This is a genomic window from Collinsella intestinalis DSM 13280, assembly GCF_000156175.1.
In the GTDB taxonomy this organism is placed as follows: Bacteria; Actinomycetota; Coriobacteriia; order Coriobacteriales; family Coriobacteriaceae; genus Collinsella; species Collinsella intestinalis.
Genome location: NZ_GG692710.1, coordinates 454,512 through 471,603 on the forward strand (window position 1 = coordinate 454,512; position 17,092 = coordinate 471,603).

A 17,092-nucleotide genomic window follows, 5' to 3' on the forward strand; every position below is an offset into this window, starting at 1 on the left:
TCGACGAGACGGGCGCGGCCCGCCTCCCGGTCCCAGCCCTCGCGCTCCTCCCGGAACAGGCGGGCGAGCTCCCGCTCCGGCGATCGGTCAGGAATGTGATCCATCATGCGTCCCCTTCCTCGGAGGCCAGGGCCTCCCTGATGTCCGACAGGGCGGAGCCGATCCGGCGCGCCACCGCGAAGCGGCTGAGGCCCGTGACGCGCGCGATCTCCACCGCAGTGAGCCCCTGGTCGAACTTGAGCTCCACGATCTCGCGGGCCTCGTTTGGCAGGGCCCGGACCGCGCGACGAACGGCGGACAGCCTGTCGGCCGAGCCGGACCCGGGCGACGGGTCGGCGAGGACCTCGTCGCAGGGCAGCTCGTCGGCGCGCATCGCGCCACGGCGGTGCGAGTCGGCGCAGACGTTGCGCGCGATCGTGAGCAGGTAGGCCAGCGGCCTGCCGTCGTCCCGATAGCGCCCGGATGCTCCAACGAACCTGAGGAACACCTCCTGAACGGCGTCCTCCGCCTCGTCAACCGACTCGGTGTGCCTGCGGCAGTACGCGTAGACGTCGGAATAATGGGCCTCGACGAGCCGCCTGACTCCTGCAGGTTCCATCCCGCGACTTTCGTGCGCCACGCGCACCACCCCCTCTCGCAATAGATAACGGAGCGGGCGCCCCCGATGAGCGCCCGCACACGGTTTCTACATATTAAGCTCCCATTCGGCTGAATTCCCGGCGGGGTGTCCCATTTGCGGAAGGTCGCAGTCCCCGGGCAACGAGACACCGTGTTCCGCGAATAACGCGACACCCGGTTTATTAGATGAGCTGATGAAGGACCTCCCTCAGGTGGGGGCAGGGTCCCAAAAAGCACACAATCGGATCAGATTCCACGAATCTAGTCAAAGGATCCTGACATGCATTTCGGAATAAGATATATACAGAATCTTGAAAATCGAAAATAAAAAGGCCATGGCAAAAGCCCTGGCCTTAAATCTCATGGTGGAGACGAGGGGGATCGAACCCCTGACCTCTTGACTGCCAGTCAAGCGCTCTCCCAGCTGAGCTACGCCCCCATGAAGAGAAAGAAAGAAGCAAGTGGTGGAGACGAGGGGGATCGAACCCCTGACCTCTTGACTGCCAGTCAAGCGCTCTCCCAGCTGAGCTACGCCCCCTTGCAACGAAGAAGTACTATACGGGAACCTCGAAAGCTGTGCAAGCACTTTTTCAGACTTTTTTTGAAAAGAAGTCTGATATTGGAGGTTCTCCCAGGTAAATACTGCACAACAACATGGGCGCACGATGCTTTGAGCACGTGCGCCCATGAAGGACAAACTCTAACGGCGCTGCGAGATCACAAGATCTGCGACCTTGGAGGCAACCTCATCGATCGCAACGTCCTCGCGCTCGCCCGTAGCGCGATCCTTAAGCTCGACCGTGCCGTTCTTGAGACCGCGCTTGCCCAGCACGATCTGGTACGGGAAGCCCATAAGGTCGTTGTCGGCGAACTTGACGCCGGGACGAATGTCGCGATCATCGACGATGACCTCGATGCCCGCCTCGCACAGCTCGGCAGTCAGGCGGTCGCAAACCTCGGCGCACTCCGGGATCGTCGGATCGAGCGGCATGATGGAAACCTCGTACGGGGCAATCGACACGGGCCAGATAATGCCGTTCTCGTCGTGATGCTGCTCGACGGAAGCGGCGAGAGTGCGCGAAACGCCAACACCGTAGCAACCCATCAGGAAAGGCTTCTCCTCGCCGTTCTCATCGGCGAAGGTCGCCCCCATGGCCTCGGAGTACTTGGTGCCGAGCTGGAAGACCTGGGACACCTCGATGCCACGGGCACCGGCGAGCGGGGCGCCGCAATGCGGGCAGGGGTCGCCGGCAACGACCGTGATGAGATCCTCCCATGCATCGGGCTCGAAATCGCGACCGGGGCAGGCGCCGGTAAAGTGGTAATCGACCTCGTTGGCACCGCATGCCCACTGCTTGGAATCGCGCAGGGTGACATCGCAGACAAGGCGAATGCCCTCGGGCAGGTTGACCGGCCCGATAAAGCCCTTGCACAGGCCATACTGCTCAAGCTCCTCGTCGGTCATGAGGTGGAAGCCCTCGCCAAAGAGATGCTCGGCCTTGCAATCGTTGAGCTCATGATCGCCGGGGACGATGGCGACAACCGGATTGCCCTCGACGTCGATGAGGGCGAGCGCCTTGCGTGTGCCGTCCTCGGGGAACTCAAAGAACTCCGCGACCTCCTTGATGGTCGTGAGTCCGGGAGTGTGAACCTTCTGCAGGGTGCCGTCGCCGGGACCCTCAGTAACTGCGACCTGGGTGGAAGCGGCCTCGTCGTCCGCAGCGTAACCGCAAGCGTCGCAGTACACGAGCGCGGCCTCACCGGCGTCGGCGAGAGCCATGAACTCGACGGAGGTGTCGCCACCGATCTGACCGGAATCGGCCACGACGGGCAGCGCCTTGAGACCGCAGCGCTCGCAGATGTTCGCATAGGCCTGCTTCATATCGTCATAGGTCTCCTGCAGGGACTCCTGCGTGGCGTTGAAGGAGTAGCCGTCCTTCATGATGAACTCGCGACCGCGCATGAGGCCAAAGCGGGGGCGCATCTCGTCGCGGAACTTGTCCTGAATCTGGTACAGGTTCACGGGAAGCTGCTTGTAGCTCTTGAGCTCGTTCTTGATGAGGTCGGTGACAGTCTCCTCATGGGTGGGGCCGAGAACGAACTCGCGCTCATGACGATCGGAGATACGCATGAGCTCGGGGCCGTACACGTTGTAGCGACCGGACTCGCGCCACACCTGGGCATCGACCATGATGGGCATGAGCAGCTCCTGGGCGCCGGCGGCGTCCATCTCATCGCGGACGATATCCTCGATCTTGCGCAGAGAACGCCATGCGAGGGGCAGGTAGCTGTAAAGACCCGCCGCCTGCTTGCGGATCATACCCGCACGCAACATGAGGCGATGGCTCGCGAGCTCGGCCTCCGCGGGATCCTCTTTAAGCGTGGGGGCATACAGATTGGACATCTTCATCGCTCGGGTCTTAGACACAGCGACCTCCTTATATCAATTGCGTCAAACGCTTCGATAATACCAGCTAATGCGCGGAAATCTTGTCTGGCTGTAGAGTAATCACAGCTCCGGTCCAGACATATTTCCGCAAGGCGTTTTTGTGATGCCGAAGGCAAACCACGCCTGAAGGAATTATGTCTGGACCAGAGCGGTGGGATTGATCAAAGCCTATCGATTTCCTCCATGAGCGCATCCACGATCTGGTCCTCGGGCACCTTGCGGATAACCTCGCCATGGCGAAACACCATGCCGACACCGCGCCCACAGGCAACGCCCACGTCGGCATCGCTCGCCTCTCCGGGTCCGTTGACCACGCAACCCATGACGGCGACGGAGATAGGCTTGGAGCAACCCTTCAACCGCTCCCCTACCTCTTCCGCCAGGCCGATGAGATCCACCTGAGTACGGCCGCACGTGGGGCAGCTCACGAGCTCCGGACCGCGGCGGCGCAGACCAAGCGATTGCAGGATCCCCCAGCACACAGGCGGCTCCTCAACGGGATCGGCCGTGAGGCTCACGCGCATCGTGTCACCGATGCCCTCGGCGAGTAACACACCAAGACCCACGGCGCTCTTGATCGTACCTTGCTGTACGGTGCCCGCCTCAGTCACGCCGAGATGCAACGGGACATGGGGCAGTTCGCGCGAAAGCGCGCGATACGTCTCGATCGTGGTGGGCACGCTATGCGCCTTAGCAGAAAGCACGATGTCGTCGAATCCACGCTTCTCGAAATGCTCTACAAACTCGAGCGACGAGGCAACAAGCTTCTCCGGCTGCGTCAGGCCGTCACGCTCAGCGATGCGCTTGTCGAGCGAGCCGGCATTGACGCCGATGCGAATGGCCGCACCCGCCTCACCAGCCGCATCGATCACGGCGTCGACGCGCTCCCAGTCACCGATGTTGCCAGGGTTGATGCGCAGCTTGGCCGCTCCAGCCCGAACAGCCCCGATTGCAAGGCGGTAATCGAAATGAATGTCAGCCACGATCGGCACGGGAGACTCGCGACAGATGCGCTCGAAGGGCCCCAGTGCCTCCCTAGAGGGCACGGTGACCCGAACTAGATCGCATCCCGCGTCAACCAATGCGTTGACCTGGGCAAGCGTTGCATCGGCATCCACGGTGGGGGTGCAGGTCATGGATTGCACCACGACCGGAGACCCGCCGCCTAAGGGCACGGAACCCACCATCACACGACGCGTGCGCTCACGAGCGAGACCTTGCATGGCACTCCCCTTTCATTGCCACCGCTAGAAGAAGCGGAGGATATCCGAGCCCAACATGTAGACGAACAGCAAGCCGAACAGACCAATACCGATCATGGAAATGACCGTCTGAACTTTGACCGGAACTTTTCGACGCATAACGGCCTGGATCGCCTCGATCAACAGTTTGCCTCCGTCGAGAGGCGGGATGGGCAGCAGGTTCATGAAACCAAGGGAGAACGAGATGAGCGCCGCCCAGTTGAGGAACGTAGCAGGACCGGCCGCAGCTGCCTGAGCAGACATCACGGAAATGCCGACGACGGACGTTGAGTTGTCGAGCACCTCCATCGTGTGACGCGGATTGAGAAGGCTGGCGACAGACTGGGCAGTAGTGACGATGTTGTCGATGGCGATCTGGCAAGACTGCAACGGGTTGAGGCGAATCACCTTTACAGGTGCGTTGATTCCCAACATCCCGTCGGGGTCGAACGACACCTCGACACTCATGAACGAGCCGTTCTCGCGAGCCCAGGAATCGTCTCCCGAATTCTCGTCAGAGGGAAGATGCTCGAACGCATCGCTCTGGTTGTTGGGACGCCACAGCTCAAGCTCGACCGGGTCCTTCTTGCCGGTGGCGTTCAAGGCATCAGTCATTTCGATCCAAGAGGCGACCTGCTCCCCATTGACGGCAATCACACGGTCGCCCTTCTGAAGACCAGCTTGCTGAGCGGGAGAGTCAACGACGATATCGCCTAGGACGTTGAGGTCCATGGGTGTTGAGACACCGAGCGCGGAATAGACCGCGATTACGAGCAGAAAACCAGTCAGGATATTGACGGCGATACCCGCAACCAGCATGAAGGCACGCTTCCAAAATCCCTTGCCAATGTACGTATGAGAACGCTCAAGCTCGAAGAATTCGACATCAGTCATGGGAGGGACCCAGGGATCGCCCTCGTCAGTGGCATGCTCGCGATCGAACGTGCGACCGTCATAAACCGTATTGCCGGACCGATCGCGAGAGACCGCGGCAAACGCCTGCGGAAAGTCGCCGCCGTGGTATTTCTCGACATCCTCGAGCTCAACCTCGACGGGGATGATGGAGCCCCAGCCATAGAGCAGCGAGCAGGCATCCTGAACGTCATCCAACGACAGACCAAGCTCCTCGGCAACAATCTCGAGCTCGACCGTACCATGGCGATGAATGCAAGCGAGGACCTGCGGGGCGCAGGGGACCTCGGTCGGATCCATGCCACAAATCTCAGCGTACCCGCCGAGAAGAATCGGGGTCACACCGAACTTCGTGCCGATGCGCTTGGAAACGTGGTGGATGTTGAAACGACAGGGCATGCCGAGGAAAAACTCGAGCACGCGAACGCCGCACGCCCGCGCGGCGAGAAAATGTCCACCCTCGTGCACGAACACGAGGACCGACAGAAGCAGAAGGCCCCAAAAGATGGGGCCGAGAATTCCAAATAGAGCGTCCATATAATCCAAACTCATCAGAAACGGGACGAGATGATACCTCGCGCCTGCTCACGAGCCCATGCGTCGACATCGGCCAGCTGCTCGAAGGAAACGACCTTCTGACAGTCGTGCTCGTCCATGCACGCCTCAACGACATCGGCGATGCCGGTAAACGTGCAGGCGTCATGCAAGAATGCGTCGACGGCGACCTCGTTAGCGGCGTTAAGCACGCAGGGAAGCGTACCCCCTTGCTTGCCGGCGATTTCGGCGAGCTTGAGGCAGCGGAAGGATTCCATATCCGGCGCACCAAATGTAAGTTGCGCAATTTCGCGGAAATCGACACGCGGGGCGGGAGTGGACCAGCGCTCGGGATACGAAAACGCATACTGGATGGGAATGCGCATATCGGAGGCACCGAGATGCGCCATGACCGAGCCGTCCTCGAATTCGACCATGGAATGAATCTTGGACTCACGCTGGATGAGCACCTTGATGCGATCGATATCCATACCGAACAGATGCATGGCCTCGATGCGTTCAAGACCCTTGTTCATGAGGGTGGCGGAATCGATGGTGATCTTCGCACCCATGTTCCACGTTGGATGGGCCAAGGCATCATGACGAGTAACATCGGCAAGTTCATCGAGAGCGCGCCCATAGAACGGGCCGCCCGAACACGTGAGCCAGATGCAATGCGCCTCGCGCGGATTCTCGCCGAGCAGGCATTGGAAAATGGCCCCGTGTTCCGAATCAACGGGAAGCATCTGACCCGGCTGGACCATGGGCAACAGCAAATCGCCACCCACGACCAGGGACTCCTTGTTGGCAAGCGCCAGTCGCTTGCCGCTCTTGAGAACGGCATGGCTGGCAGAAAGGCCCGCGGCGCCCACGATTGCGACGAGGACCACGTCTACATCCTCGAGCTCGACGAGCTCCTCGGCACAACGAGAGCCGATATGCAGTTCGCACGCGGAGGGTAGCTCCGAGAGGACCGCGTCGCCACGATGCGCCTCAGACGTAACCGCCACATGTCGCACAGCAAACTCGTGTGCAAAATGAACCAGATTCTCGGTGCGCGAATGCGCGCTCAGCGCAACGACCTCAAGCTTGTCGGAGTGCTGCTTGCAAACATCGAGCGCCTGCGTGCCGATAGAGCCCGTACAGCCGAGGATGGCAATGCGCGTACGTGAAGGGGTGTCGACGACAGACATTACAGGACACCCCCAAGGTGAAGCATAAGATAGGCTGTGATGACTCCGACGATCAAAGAGTCGGACCGATCGAGCATGCCGCCATGCCCGGGAATGAGATTGCCCGAATCCTTGACACCGACACCTCGTTTGATACGGCTCTCGAGCAGATCGCCGAACACGCCCATGATGGATACCACCACGCCGCAGAGAATGGAGAACCAGAGGTTGATCTCATACAGGCCCGTCCACCAGATGATGATCCAAACGACGACGGAACCAAAAAGACCGCCGAAGAAACCCTCCCAGCTTTTCTTGGGAGAGATCTTGGGAACCATCTTGTGCCTACCAAAGCGACTACCGACCATGTAGGCAAAGGAATCTGAGAGCCACAGGGAAGCACAGACGCCGATGGACAGCAACGCGCCCTCCCAGCCGGGAATGGCCTCGCGAAGCAAAACGATGGCGGATAGCATGTAGCCGGTGTAGATGGCGCCGAAAGCCGTCACCGCCACATCGGCGATGCGCGTGCGGGGGTTCTTCACATACCACAGGCCCAAGAGCAACACGAGCAGGAAGTTGATGACGGTGAGCCACACGGGGTCGACCAGGACGGACAGCGGGAAAAGCACCGAGGCGACGAGTCCCACGAATTCATTGGGAACCTTACCGTCCAGTCGCATTATGCGATAAAACTCATAGCAGCAAAGCACCGACATAACCGAGGTAAAAACGGCAGTGGGTACGACACCGAACAACAAAGACCCGATGAATAGCGCCGCATACACGATGCCGGCCCCGGCTCGCACCATAAACGAATGAAGGCGACCGCCGGATTTCTCGGTCGCCGCAGCTTTAGAGGTAGCTTCCTTAGAATCCAAGATGAACTCCTTGAGACTCCCCCGGCCTTAAGCCTGGGAAAGACCGCCGAATCGGCGGTCACGGCCCTGGAACGAGGCAATGGCGCGGACAAGCCCCCATCGATCGAAATCGGGCCAATACGTATCGGTGATATAAAACTCGGAATAGGCGATCTGCCACAACAGGTAGTTCGAGACACGCAGCTCACCCGACGTGCGGATGACGAGCTCGGGATCAGGCAGACCCGCCGTATAGAGGTGATCGGCAACGAGGGCGTCGTCGATCTGTTCGACGGCAATATCGCCTGTCGAAACGGCCTCAGCGATATGCCTGACGGCACGGGTGATCTCGGCCCGCCCGCCGTAATTGACGGCGAGGGCGAGCGTCATGCCCGTATGATCGCGCGTCTCGGCAAGACCGCGCTCAAAGACGTCGCGGGTCTTCTTGGGGAGCGCAGAGATGTCACCGAGAAACTCGACGCGCACGTTCTCACGTTTGAGCAAAGGCAGCTCATCGACGAACGTCTTGGCGAAGAGGTACATGAGCAGATCGACCTCAGCCTGAGGGCGATTCCAATTCTCCGTGGAAAAGGCGTAAGCGGACAAAACGTCAACGCCCATACGAACGCAAGCGGTGATGACGTCTTGCAGCGCCACGATACCGGCCTTATGGCCCTCTCCCCTACCGAGACCACGGGAGGTCGCCCATCGGCCGTTGCCGTCCATGATGCAGGAGATATGGCGCGGAATACGCGCCATATCGATATCTGCGATCGAGATGTCATCGGGATGCTCGGCGAAGAACTCGTTGAGCTTTTCGATGTCATAGTTCATGACTAGATCTCCATGACCTCGGCCTCTTTGGCCTTCAGAAGCTCCTCGACACGAGCGACATATTCATCGGTCGCCTTCTGGACCTTCGCCTGCTCGCGACGGACGTCGTCCTCGGTGAGCTCCTCATCGCGCTCGAGCTTGTTATTAGCGTCGCGACGAATGTTGCGAATGGCGATCTTGGCGTGCTCAGCGAGATCGCGGCACTCCTTGACGAGCTCGCGACGGCGCTCCTCCGTGGGGGCCGGGAAAGGCAGGCGAACGACAATGCCGTCGGAGTTCGGGGTAATGCCAAGATCGGAGGCGGTGACCGCCTTGACGATCGCGTTGACGAGGGCCTTGTCCCAGGGCTCGATGACAAGCATGTGGGCCTCGGGGACCTTGATAGCGGCGACTTGGGTGATCGGGGTGGCCACGCCGTAGTAGTCGACCGTGATATCGGACAGCACGTTGGCGTTAGCGCGGCCGGTGCGGACCTTGGCAAAGTTGTGCTTCAGGCTATCGATGGCCTTGTCCATGTTCTCGCGGATATCGGACATGACTTACTCCTCTTCCATGACGACGGTACCGACGGGCTCGCCCGCCAGCGCGCGCTTGATGTTGTCATCCCCATCGATGTTGAGGACGATAATCGGCATGTGGTTGTCCTGGCACAGGGCGGTCGCGGTGGCGTCCATGACCTGAAGGCCGCGAACGAGCACCTCATGATAGCTGATGCTGTCGAATCGAACGGCATCCTCGTTCTTGACGGGGTCCATATCATACACGCCGTCGACCTTGGTGGCCTTAAGCAGACAGTCCGCGCCGATCTCGCAGGCGCGCAGAGCGGCCGCAGTATCGGTGGTGAAATAGGGGTTACCCGAACCGGCGGCGAAGATGACGACGTCGCCCTTCTCAAGGCTGCGCATCGCGCGACGGCGGATGTAGGGTTCGCAGACCTCGTTCATCTGGATACCGCTCATGACGCGGCAGGGGCAGTCGATGCGCTCGATGGCGTCCTGCAGGGCGAGAGCGTTCATGACCGTGGCGAGCATGCCCATGTAGTCGGCCTGGGCGCGCTCCATACCCTTGGCGGAACCTGCGACACCACGGAAGATGTTGCCGCCGCCGACGACGACGGCGACCTCAATGCCCTCGTCATGCAGCTGCTTGACCTGGGCGGCCATGCGCTCGACGATAGCGGGATCGATGCCGTAATCGGCGCTGCCCATCAGCGCCTCGCCGGAAATCTTGAGAAGAACGCGTTTGTACTGGTAATCGGACAAGGATGCCTCCTTAGTACGGAATTGTTCCCATTCTAGCAGGGATGAAGAACACGCGTCGCCTTCGCTTGGCGGCACATGAAAAAGCAGGCCGCGGGAGTGCTCCCACGACCTGCATAAACTAGCTCATTGCGAAATTACTCGCCGCAAACCAGACGATCGAAGGCGACGACCTTGACGGTGTCACCGAGCTCCTTGGAGACTTTCTCGGCATAGGCCTTGATGGTGAGGCTGGAATCCTTGATGAACTCCTGCTCGTTCAGGACGATGCCCTTGAAGAACTTCTCGAGACGGCCAATGGCCATCTTCTCCTGGATGGCCTCGGGCTTGCCGGACTCGGCAGCCTGAGCCTTGTAGATCTCGACCTCGTGGTCGATGACGTCCTGAGCCACGTCCTCGCGGACAGCGGCGATAGGAGCGGTAGCGGCGACCTGCATGGCCACGTCATGAGCGAAGGCCTTGAAGGCCTCGTCGGTAGCGGTCTCGGGCTTGTCGAAGGAGAACTCGACGAGAACGCCGATCTTGCCACCCATGTGGATGTAAGAGGCAACGCCACCGGCGGCGGGCTTGCGAACGGTGGTGCGAGAGACCTTCATGTTCTCACCGATGACGTGAATCATCTCGGTGAGGGCGGCCTCGACAGTCTCACCGTTCATGTCGCAGGCCATGAGGGCCTCGACATCAGCGGGCTCGTTGTCGCAAACGACCTTGGCGACCTCAGCGGCAAAGCCAGTGAACTTGGGGTTGGAGGCGACGAAGTCAGTCTCGCAAGCGATCTCAGCGAGAGCGCCCTTGGTGCCGTCCTCGGAGATGTAAGCGGCGACAGCGCCCTCGTTGGTGTCGCGACCGGCCTTCTTGGCGGCAGCGGCGAGGCCGTTCTTACGGAGGATGTCGACAGCGGCGTCCATATCGCCCTCAGCCTGAACGAGAGCCTTCTTGCACTCCATCATCGGAGAGTCGGTCATCTCGCGGAGCTCCTTGACCATAGCGGCGGTGATCTGAGCCATGTTCGTTCCTTTCGAAGGAAGTTACCTAACGGGGTACGGTTGCCTACTCGGCAGCGGCCTCGGTGGCAGGAGCCTCAGCGGCCATCTCGGCCTCGGAGATCTGCTCCTTGCCGGAACCGGCGAGGCAAGCGTCGGCGAACAGCTCGCTCATGAGCTGGATCGCGGAGATGGCGTCGTCGTTGCAGGGAATGCCGTAGTCGACGACGTCGGGATCGGAGTTGGTGTCGATGAGGGCGACCACCGGGATGCCGAGGCGCTTAGCCTCCTTGATGGCGTTCTCCTCGCGCTTGGTGTCGATGACGAAGAGAGCAGCCGGGGTGCTCTTGAGCTCACGGGCGCCACCGAGGTTGGCCTGCAGCTTGGCGAGCTCCTTACCCAGGACAGCCTGCTCCTTCTTGCCGCGCAGGGCCATGGAGCCGTCGGCGACCATGCCCTCGAGCTCCTCGAGGCGGTTGATGCGGGAGCGGATGGTCACGAAGTTGGTGAGCATACCGCCGAGCCAGCGCTGGTTGATGTAAGGCATGTTGGCGCGCTCGGCGGCGGCCTTCACGGCCTCCTGAGCCTGCTTCTTGGTGCCGACGAAGAGGACCTTGCCACCCTTGGCAGCGGTCTCCTTCAGGAAGGTGTAAGCCTTGTCGGCCTCGACGATGGTTTGCTTGAGGTCGAGGATGTAGATGTTGTTGCGCTCACCGAAGATGAACGGCTTCATCTTGGGGTTCCAACGACGGGTCTGGTGACCGAAGTGGCAGCCAGCCTCGAGCAGGGTACGGATGTTAATCTTGGTAGCCATGTTTACCTCCCGGTTTTTCTTTCGCACGGTGTCGACCACTCCGACCACTCGAGCCTGTGCTACCTTAGCCCGAGCACCGCGGCCGGCGTGTAGCCGTGCGTGTGTGATGGAACGTTGCGTATTCGCAACCTGATGCATGGTAGCAGGTCCGACCGCCATTGCCAAGGGCCCACAAACTCTATCCACGAGGATGCGCCCGCGCGACAGCAGATTTAAGTCGATCCGGCGTCAAATGCGTGTAAATCTGGGTCGTAGAGAGACTTGCATGCCCAAGGAGCTCCTGCACGCTACGAAGATCCGCTCCCCCGCCGAGCAATTCAGTCGCAAACGTATGGCGCATCGCATGGGGCGTTATGTCAGATGAGATACCGGCTTTTCTTTTTAATACGTCAAAACGATATCGCAGCGCATCGCTGTTCATCGCCCTTCCCCGGTCTGAGACGAACACCGCACGGCACGCGTCGCCGCCGAGCGCGGGCGCCCGAAGCAGATTGGGCCTTCCGTTTTCAAGATACCTCTCGTAAACCTCGATCGCCCTCGCGTATAGGGGGACGATTCGCTCCTTGGAGCCTTTGCCCAGAAGGCACACTTGTCTCTCAGCCACGCAGACATCACCGAGCTCGAGCCTGGAAAGCTCGGAGATGCGAGCGCCTGTGGCGATAAATAGCTCGAGCATGGCGGCATCCCTCAAGCCGACAGGACATGAAAGATCGGGGGCATCGAACAAAGCCGCCAGCTCCTCAGCAGTCAGCACATGAGGAAGTTCCCTACGCTGCTTCGGGGCAACCGTCGCAAGAGGGACCGCTCCCGCCCTATGTCCCGAATATTCCAACCAGCGAAAGAACGATCGGAGCGCGGAAAGGTGTGCTGCGACCGTAGTCGAAGCCCGGCCATCGCGACGAAATTCGGCAAGATAAGATCTCAAGTCCCGAGATGAAGGATCCAGTCCATCGACCGCGTGTGATTCGCACCAATCGGCGTACGCTTCCAAATGCTGACCGTAGGCCCTGACCGTCTCGGGAGACAGCCCTTCAACGCACGAGATGAATACGATGAAATCATCAATCTGGGCAAGCAGCTCGCTTTGAAGACTGGAGGGCGCCACCTAAGCCCGCCCGCGCTCGCCGAACAAATCCGGTCGGGTTGAGATGTAAGCGTCGAGATCAGCGAGTGCGCGAGCCGAATAAGCGGCATAGCGATCACGCTTGCTGCGGCGTTTGCCGTCCTCAAGCGGGGGAACCACACCGAAGTTGACGTGCATCGGCTGGTAGTCGACCGTATCCTTCGAGGTCGCGTACGCGACAAGTGAACCAAAGGCGCCCGTGAGCGGAAGCGACACGCGGTCGGTGGAGCTCAAATCTGCAAACGTGTTGAGCGCGGCGAACAGGCCAGACGCAACCGCCTCGGTATAACCCTCAGTGCCGGTGATCTGACCGGCAAGACGAACCCGAGTTCCCGGAACGGCAAAAGACCCATCCAGCACGCGCGGTGCATCGACGAACGTGTTTCGGTGCATGACACCGTAACGGAAGAACTCGGCATTCTCCAGACCGGGAATCATGCGGAACACCCGCTTTTGCTCGCCGAACGTGAGGTTCGTCTGGAACCCAACAAGATTGTATGCGGTGCCTTCCGCATTTTCAGAACGCAGCTGAACGGCGGCCCAAGGACGCCTGCCCGTACGCGGATCCGTCAAACCCACGGGCTTCATAGCGCCGAATCTGATGGCATCGTGGCCGGTTCGCGCAACTTCCTCGGCCGGCTGACAGGCCTGGAACAAATCACGGCGCTCGAAATCTTTCAACACAACACGTTCGGCACCAACGAGCGCATCGATGAATGCGTCGTATTCATCCTTAGTGAAGGGGGCATTGAGATAATCCCCGCCCCCTTGCTCGTCATAGCGAGACTGGGTGAACACGATTGACCTGTCGATCGTCGTCGCATCGACAATCGGAGCGGCGGCATCAAAGAATGACAGGGCATCCCCGCCCACGAGCTCGAGCACCTTGTCGGAAAGGGCGGGAGAGCACAACGGACCCGCGGCGATGACGCAGGGACCCTCGGGGATATCCACAACCTCCTCGCGAATGACCTCGATAAGGGAACGGCGAGCCACCTCTTCCTCAACGAGGGCGGAGAAGCGCTCGCGATCGACGGCGAGCGCCCCTCCAGCGGGGACCGCAGCGCGCTCGGCGCAATCGATGAGAACTGATCCCATCCTACGGAGCTCCTCCTTGAGAAGCCCGGCGGCGGAGTCCACGCGAGTCGACTTGAACGAATTAGAGCAAACGAGCTCAGCAAGCGAGCCGGTATGATGCGCAGGAGAAGAATGATCGGGCCGCATCTCATACAGGCGAACGGGTACGCCGCGATCGGCGAGCTGGCAGGCGCACTCGCTGCCCGATAGACCTCCGCCGATAACCGTCACGCGTTCAAAGCTCATATTCATCTCCCTTACGTCGAATGCATCTCAACCATTCTGCCCCAAGCGCGTAAGCGCGTGAAGCGCAATGCCGCTCAGCGCCAACCTTCCATCAACCAATCGCTCAACGACGCCATGAACCTCGAGGTCTCCAATAAGCTGCAAGCACGCAAGAGGATCGACCCCAAGGGCGGACGCAAGATCATCGACGCGCATCGGATTGGCCAGCAGCATGTCCACCATGCGACGACCATTCGTATCCAAACCGTCCAACCCACGTGCATCGGGACGAGAAAACCGCAGAGTCCCGTATATTCTCGAAATGGCGACCTCGAGGGCCTCCTCATCCGCAATGCAACACGCCCCGTTGGCTATGAGGTAATTCGCACCCCGAGACTCGGGGGAGAATATCGAACCTGGGGCGGCCAATAGCTCGCGACCCAGCGCATTCGCCGCCTCGGCGGTGCTGAACGTGCCCGATGGCATGCCGGCCTCTGCAACGAACGTCGCCCCGGAAAGAGCCGCTATCACCTGGTTCCTTTTGGGAAAGGCCCATTTCATGGGCTGCGTACCCCACGGCTCGAGCGACAGCACACATCCTCCCTGAAGCAATGAACGATCGATCAATCGGCCGGCACTCGACGGATACACGACGTCTGCACCCGTACCCAAAACCACGACATGCCGTCCGCCGGCATTCAGCGCGCCCATCCCTCCAGCCTGATCGCATCCTCGAGCCCCGCCCGAAACCACAACGATCCCAGACTCTGCTGCGATTCGACCGGCCATCTCCGCGATGGCCCGACCATAAGGAGTTGATTTGCGTGCGCCGATGATCGACAGAGACGGTGCATCCAAAATGCTGGGATCACCCCTCACGTAAAGGGTCTGTGGCGGATTTGCAAGCTCCTCGACAGTCTTTGGGTAGCGTTCATCACCTCTATGAAGCTCGATACCGTCAGCAGGCTTCCCCATCTCCCCTCCTTCCTTGCAGCAGCGATGCCTCCATAAGATGGGCAGGCTCAATGGTCTGCGACTCGGCCATGTCGGCAATGGCTCGGGCAACCCTTGAAAGTCGTACGATCCCGCGACCAGTCAGGTGCTTTCTTCTCGCGATTTCTAGAAGGGCGGTTTTTCCCTCGTTGCTAAGAGCCTGCGAAGCGATAGCCGCATCGATACTTGTCAGCCCATCATGGCCATCGCCGTCCCTTCGGCTGGCGACCCTCCACGAACGGAACTCTCGGCCTCGCATCACGTCTTCGAGCAATTCCGAGCTTGTTTTCCCCTCCGCACCCCGGACAATCAGGTCGGGATCCGGTCGTGCAACGTCCACAATCAAGTCGATTCGATCGGCGAGCGGACCTCCGAGCTTCGTCCGATATCGCTCGATTGCGGCATCCGAGCAACGACAAGCGATATCACGATCGCCGAGGTATCCACACGGACAAGGATTGCTCGCGGCTATGAGCTGAAACCGCGCGGGGAACGTGAAGGTGCCATCGACGCGTACAACGCGGATACTTCCCTCCTCAATTGGCTGCCGCAACATCTGAAGCGAGGTCGAGGGAAACTCGCCGAGCTCATCCAGATACAGAACGCCGCCATGCGCCAAGCTGATCTCACCCGGATGCACGGGCCTGCCACCGCCAACCAAACCGGCTACGGAAACCGAGTGGTGCGGGCTCCTAAAAGGTCTCTCACCCCGGAGCAAGGAATCTACCGGCTCTCCCAATACCGAGTGGATACATAGCGCCTCCTGGCGCTCATCCTCATCAAGGGGCGGCAGAATGGTCGTCATCCTCTTCGCGAGCATTGTCTTACCCGATCCGGGAGCCCCGACCATGAGCATTCCGAGGCCGCCAGCGGCCGCAACGGCAATCCCTCTCTTCGCGATCTCCTGCCCAACCACATCGCCGTAATCTAGTGGCGGAACCAAAGGATCGGCAGGGGACTCTGTCGAAACAGGCATACCAAGCGCCGCATCGATACCGAGTCTCAAATGGCCGATATGAGACAAGATGCCACAGGCCACGCCCTGAACCGGAACATGCGTGCCGCCCTGTCCGCCGGCGAAGGAAAGGGCGTTGTCCCGCGCGAGGAGCTGATATGCGACTTCTCCACTGACGGCGTTGACCGAACCATCGAGCCCGAGTTCTCCCGCAAAAAGATAGTCATCGAGTCCGGAAACTGGGATTTGATTGGTTAAAGCCAGAATGGCCACCGCAATGGGAAGGTCAAATCCCGAACCCGTCTTCCTCACGTCTCCAGGCGCCAAGCTCACCGTTAACGCACATCGCGGAATCTCAAAATCGCTCGCACGCAAGGCGCAGCGGATGCGAACCCGCGCCTCCTGCACCGCCGCGTCGGCCATGCCAACGATAGTAAGACCGGGAATCGTGCCCGATGCGGATACTTCCACTGTTACGGGAAACGCCTCCACGCCGCGAATGCATGCAGCGTGGACGGCGTACACCCTGCGAGACCCGGGCATCAGCGACCCGACCAATCAAACGCGCCGCATAGATGCCTTATCTCACCGATGTTGGCGGGCCTGAGGGTCACCCCTATGACATCAAATCGGATGGATGGAACCGGATAATGATCCGCCGCGTAGCACAGGGCGATCCGACGATACCTACGCTGCTTCTCAGGGGTAACCGCTTCTTCGGGATACGCGCCGCCTCGCTCAGAACGTGAACGTCTCGTCTTAACCTCAACCAACACGACTCCGTCGTCATCCTGATCATAGGCGACAAGATCGGCCTCCCCCTCAGGGCAACGATAATTCCGATCGATGATGTCATAGCCTCGTTGCTCAAGATATCGCGCAGCGAGCTCTTCACCCAGGGACCCCAGGAGCTTGTTCGACATGCCATCGGCATCCTGATGTCCAAACACGATATCATCGCCCGAAAGCATGCGGTCGACCAGTTCTCGCGCGAGATCCCTTTGCCTGTTCGTTCCCATAGCGCCTCCTCACATCGGGTGAGT

16 protein-coding genes, 2 tRNA genes and 1 pseudogene are annotated in these 17,092 nt (G+C 60.1%); all 19 read right to left on the reverse strand.

Translation table 11 applies throughout. The features are described 5' to 3' along the window. Positions 1-103: 103 nt before the first annotated feature. Positions 104-598, reverse strand: coding sequence for an RNA polymerase sigma factor (locus tag COLINT_RS02185; protein ID WP_006722693.1), 495 nt, complete (start codon positions 596-598; stop codon positions 104-106). Between the two features lie 383 nt (positions 599-981). Continuing rightward, a tRNA-Ala gene (locus COLINT_RS02190) sits at positions 982-1,057 on the reverse strand. Positions 1,058-1,080: 23 nt separating this feature from the next. Next, positions 1,081-1,156, reverse strand: a tRNA-Ala gene (locus COLINT_RS02195). A gap of 162 nt (positions 1,157-1,318) precedes the next feature. Further along, positions 1,319-3,028: a proline--tRNA ligase gene (locus COLINT_RS02200; RefSeq protein ID WP_006722694.1), complete on the reverse strand. Its 1,710-nt coding sequence runs from the start codon at positions 3,026-3,028 to the stop codon at positions 1,319-1,321. Positions 3,029-3,228: 200 nt separating this feature from the next. Continuing rightward, the gene (gene ispG, locus COLINT_RS02205; protein ID WP_039910263.1) at positions 3,229-4,290 is read right to left on the reverse strand and encodes a flavodoxin-dependent (E)-4-hydroxy-3-methylbut-2-enyl-diphosphate synthase; all 1,062 of its coding nucleotides are present in this window, start codon (positions 4,288-4,290) and stop codon (positions 3,229-3,231) included. Positions 4,291-4,314: 24 nt separating this feature from the next. Continuing rightward, the gene (locus COLINT_RS02210; protein WP_006722696.1) at positions 4,315-5,772 is read right to left on the reverse strand and encodes a M50 family metallopeptidase; all 1,458 of its coding nucleotides are present in this window, start codon (positions 5,770-5,772) and stop codon (positions 4,315-4,317) included. Further along, complete coding sequence (gene dxr, locus COLINT_RS02215; protein ID WP_006722697.1) at positions 5,772-6,947, reverse strand: 1-deoxy-D-xylulose-5-phosphate reductoisomerase; 1,176 nt, start codon at positions 6,945-6,947, stop codon at positions 5,772-5,774. Before dxr ends, COLINT_RS02210 begins: the two co-directional genes overlap by 1 nt. Continuing rightward, complete coding sequence (locus tag COLINT_RS02220) at positions 6,947-7,807, reverse strand: phosphatidate cytidylyltransferase (RefSeq protein WP_233418314.1); 861 nt, start codon at positions 7,805-7,807, stop codon at positions 6,947-6,949. The genes dxr and COLINT_RS02220 overlap by 1 nt, the downstream gene beginning before the upstream one ends. 27 nt (positions 7,808-7,834) lie before the next feature. Beyond that, entirely contained in the window at positions 7,835-8,620 is a 786-nt protein-coding gene (locus tag COLINT_RS02225) for an isoprenyl transferase (RefSeq protein WP_006722699.1), read from the reverse strand. A 2-nt stretch (positions 8,621-8,622) separates the two neighbouring features. Next, complete coding sequence (gene frr, locus COLINT_RS02230; RefSeq protein WP_006722700.1) at positions 8,623-9,156, reverse strand: ribosome recycling factor; 534 nt, start codon at positions 9,154-9,156, stop codon at positions 8,623-8,625. 3 nt (positions 9,157-9,159) lie between these two features. Beyond that, positions 9,160-9,882: a UMP kinase gene (pyrH, locus tag COLINT_RS02235; protein ID WP_006722701.1), complete on the reverse strand. Its 723-nt coding sequence runs from the start codon at positions 9,880-9,882 to the stop codon at positions 9,160-9,162. 134 nt (positions 9,883-10,016) lie between these two features. Continuing rightward, entirely contained in the window at positions 10,017-10,886 is an 870-nt protein-coding gene (gene tsf, locus COLINT_RS02240) for a translation elongation factor Ts (RefSeq protein WP_006722702.1), read from the reverse strand. A gap of 43 nt (positions 10,887-10,929) precedes the next feature. After that, the gene (rpsB, locus tag COLINT_RS02245) at positions 10,930-11,676 is read right to left on the reverse strand and encodes a 30S ribosomal protein S2 (RefSeq protein ID WP_039910265.1); all 747 of its coding nucleotides are present in this window, start codon (positions 11,674-11,676) and stop codon (positions 10,930-10,932) included. A 178-nt stretch (positions 11,677-11,854) separates the two neighbouring features. Then, positions 11,855-12,430, reverse strand: a complete 576-nt coding sequence (locus COLINT_RS08755; protein ID WP_233418359.1) for a tyrosine-type recombinase/integrase — start codon at positions 12,428-12,430, stop codon at positions 11,855-11,857. Positions 12,431-12,514: 84 nt separating this feature from the next. Further along, a pseudogene (locus COLINT_RS08760) lies at positions 12,515-12,781 on the reverse strand (site-specific integrase); the annotation flags it as partial. Beyond that, on the reverse strand, positions 12,782-14,122 hold the full coding sequence (gene trmFO, locus COLINT_RS02255) for a methylenetetrahydrofolate--tRNA-(uracil(54)-C(5))-methyltransferase (FADH(2)-oxidizing) TrmFO (protein ID WP_039910266.1): 1,341 nt from the start codon (positions 14,120-14,122) through the stop codon (positions 12,782-12,784). 27 nt (positions 14,123-14,149) lie between these two features. Next, the gene (locus COLINT_RS02260; protein ID WP_006722706.1) at positions 14,150-15,076 is read right to left on the reverse strand and encodes a DNA-processing protein DprA; all 927 of its coding nucleotides are present in this window, start codon (positions 15,074-15,076) and stop codon (positions 14,150-14,152) included. Beyond that, positions 15,060-16,592, reverse strand: coding sequence for a YifB family Mg chelatase-like AAA ATPase (locus tag COLINT_RS02265; protein WP_006722707.1), 1,533 nt, complete (start codon positions 16,590-16,592; stop codon positions 15,060-15,062). The genes COLINT_RS02260 and COLINT_RS02265 overlap by 17 nt, the downstream gene beginning before the upstream one ends. Next, positions 16,592-17,068, reverse strand: a complete 477-nt coding sequence (locus tag COLINT_RS02270) for a YraN family protein (RefSeq protein WP_006722708.1) — start codon at positions 17,066-17,068, stop codon at positions 16,592-16,594. Before COLINT_RS02270 ends, COLINT_RS02265 begins: the two co-directional genes overlap by 1 nt. Between the last annotated feature and the right edge of the window lie 24 nt (positions 17,069-17,092).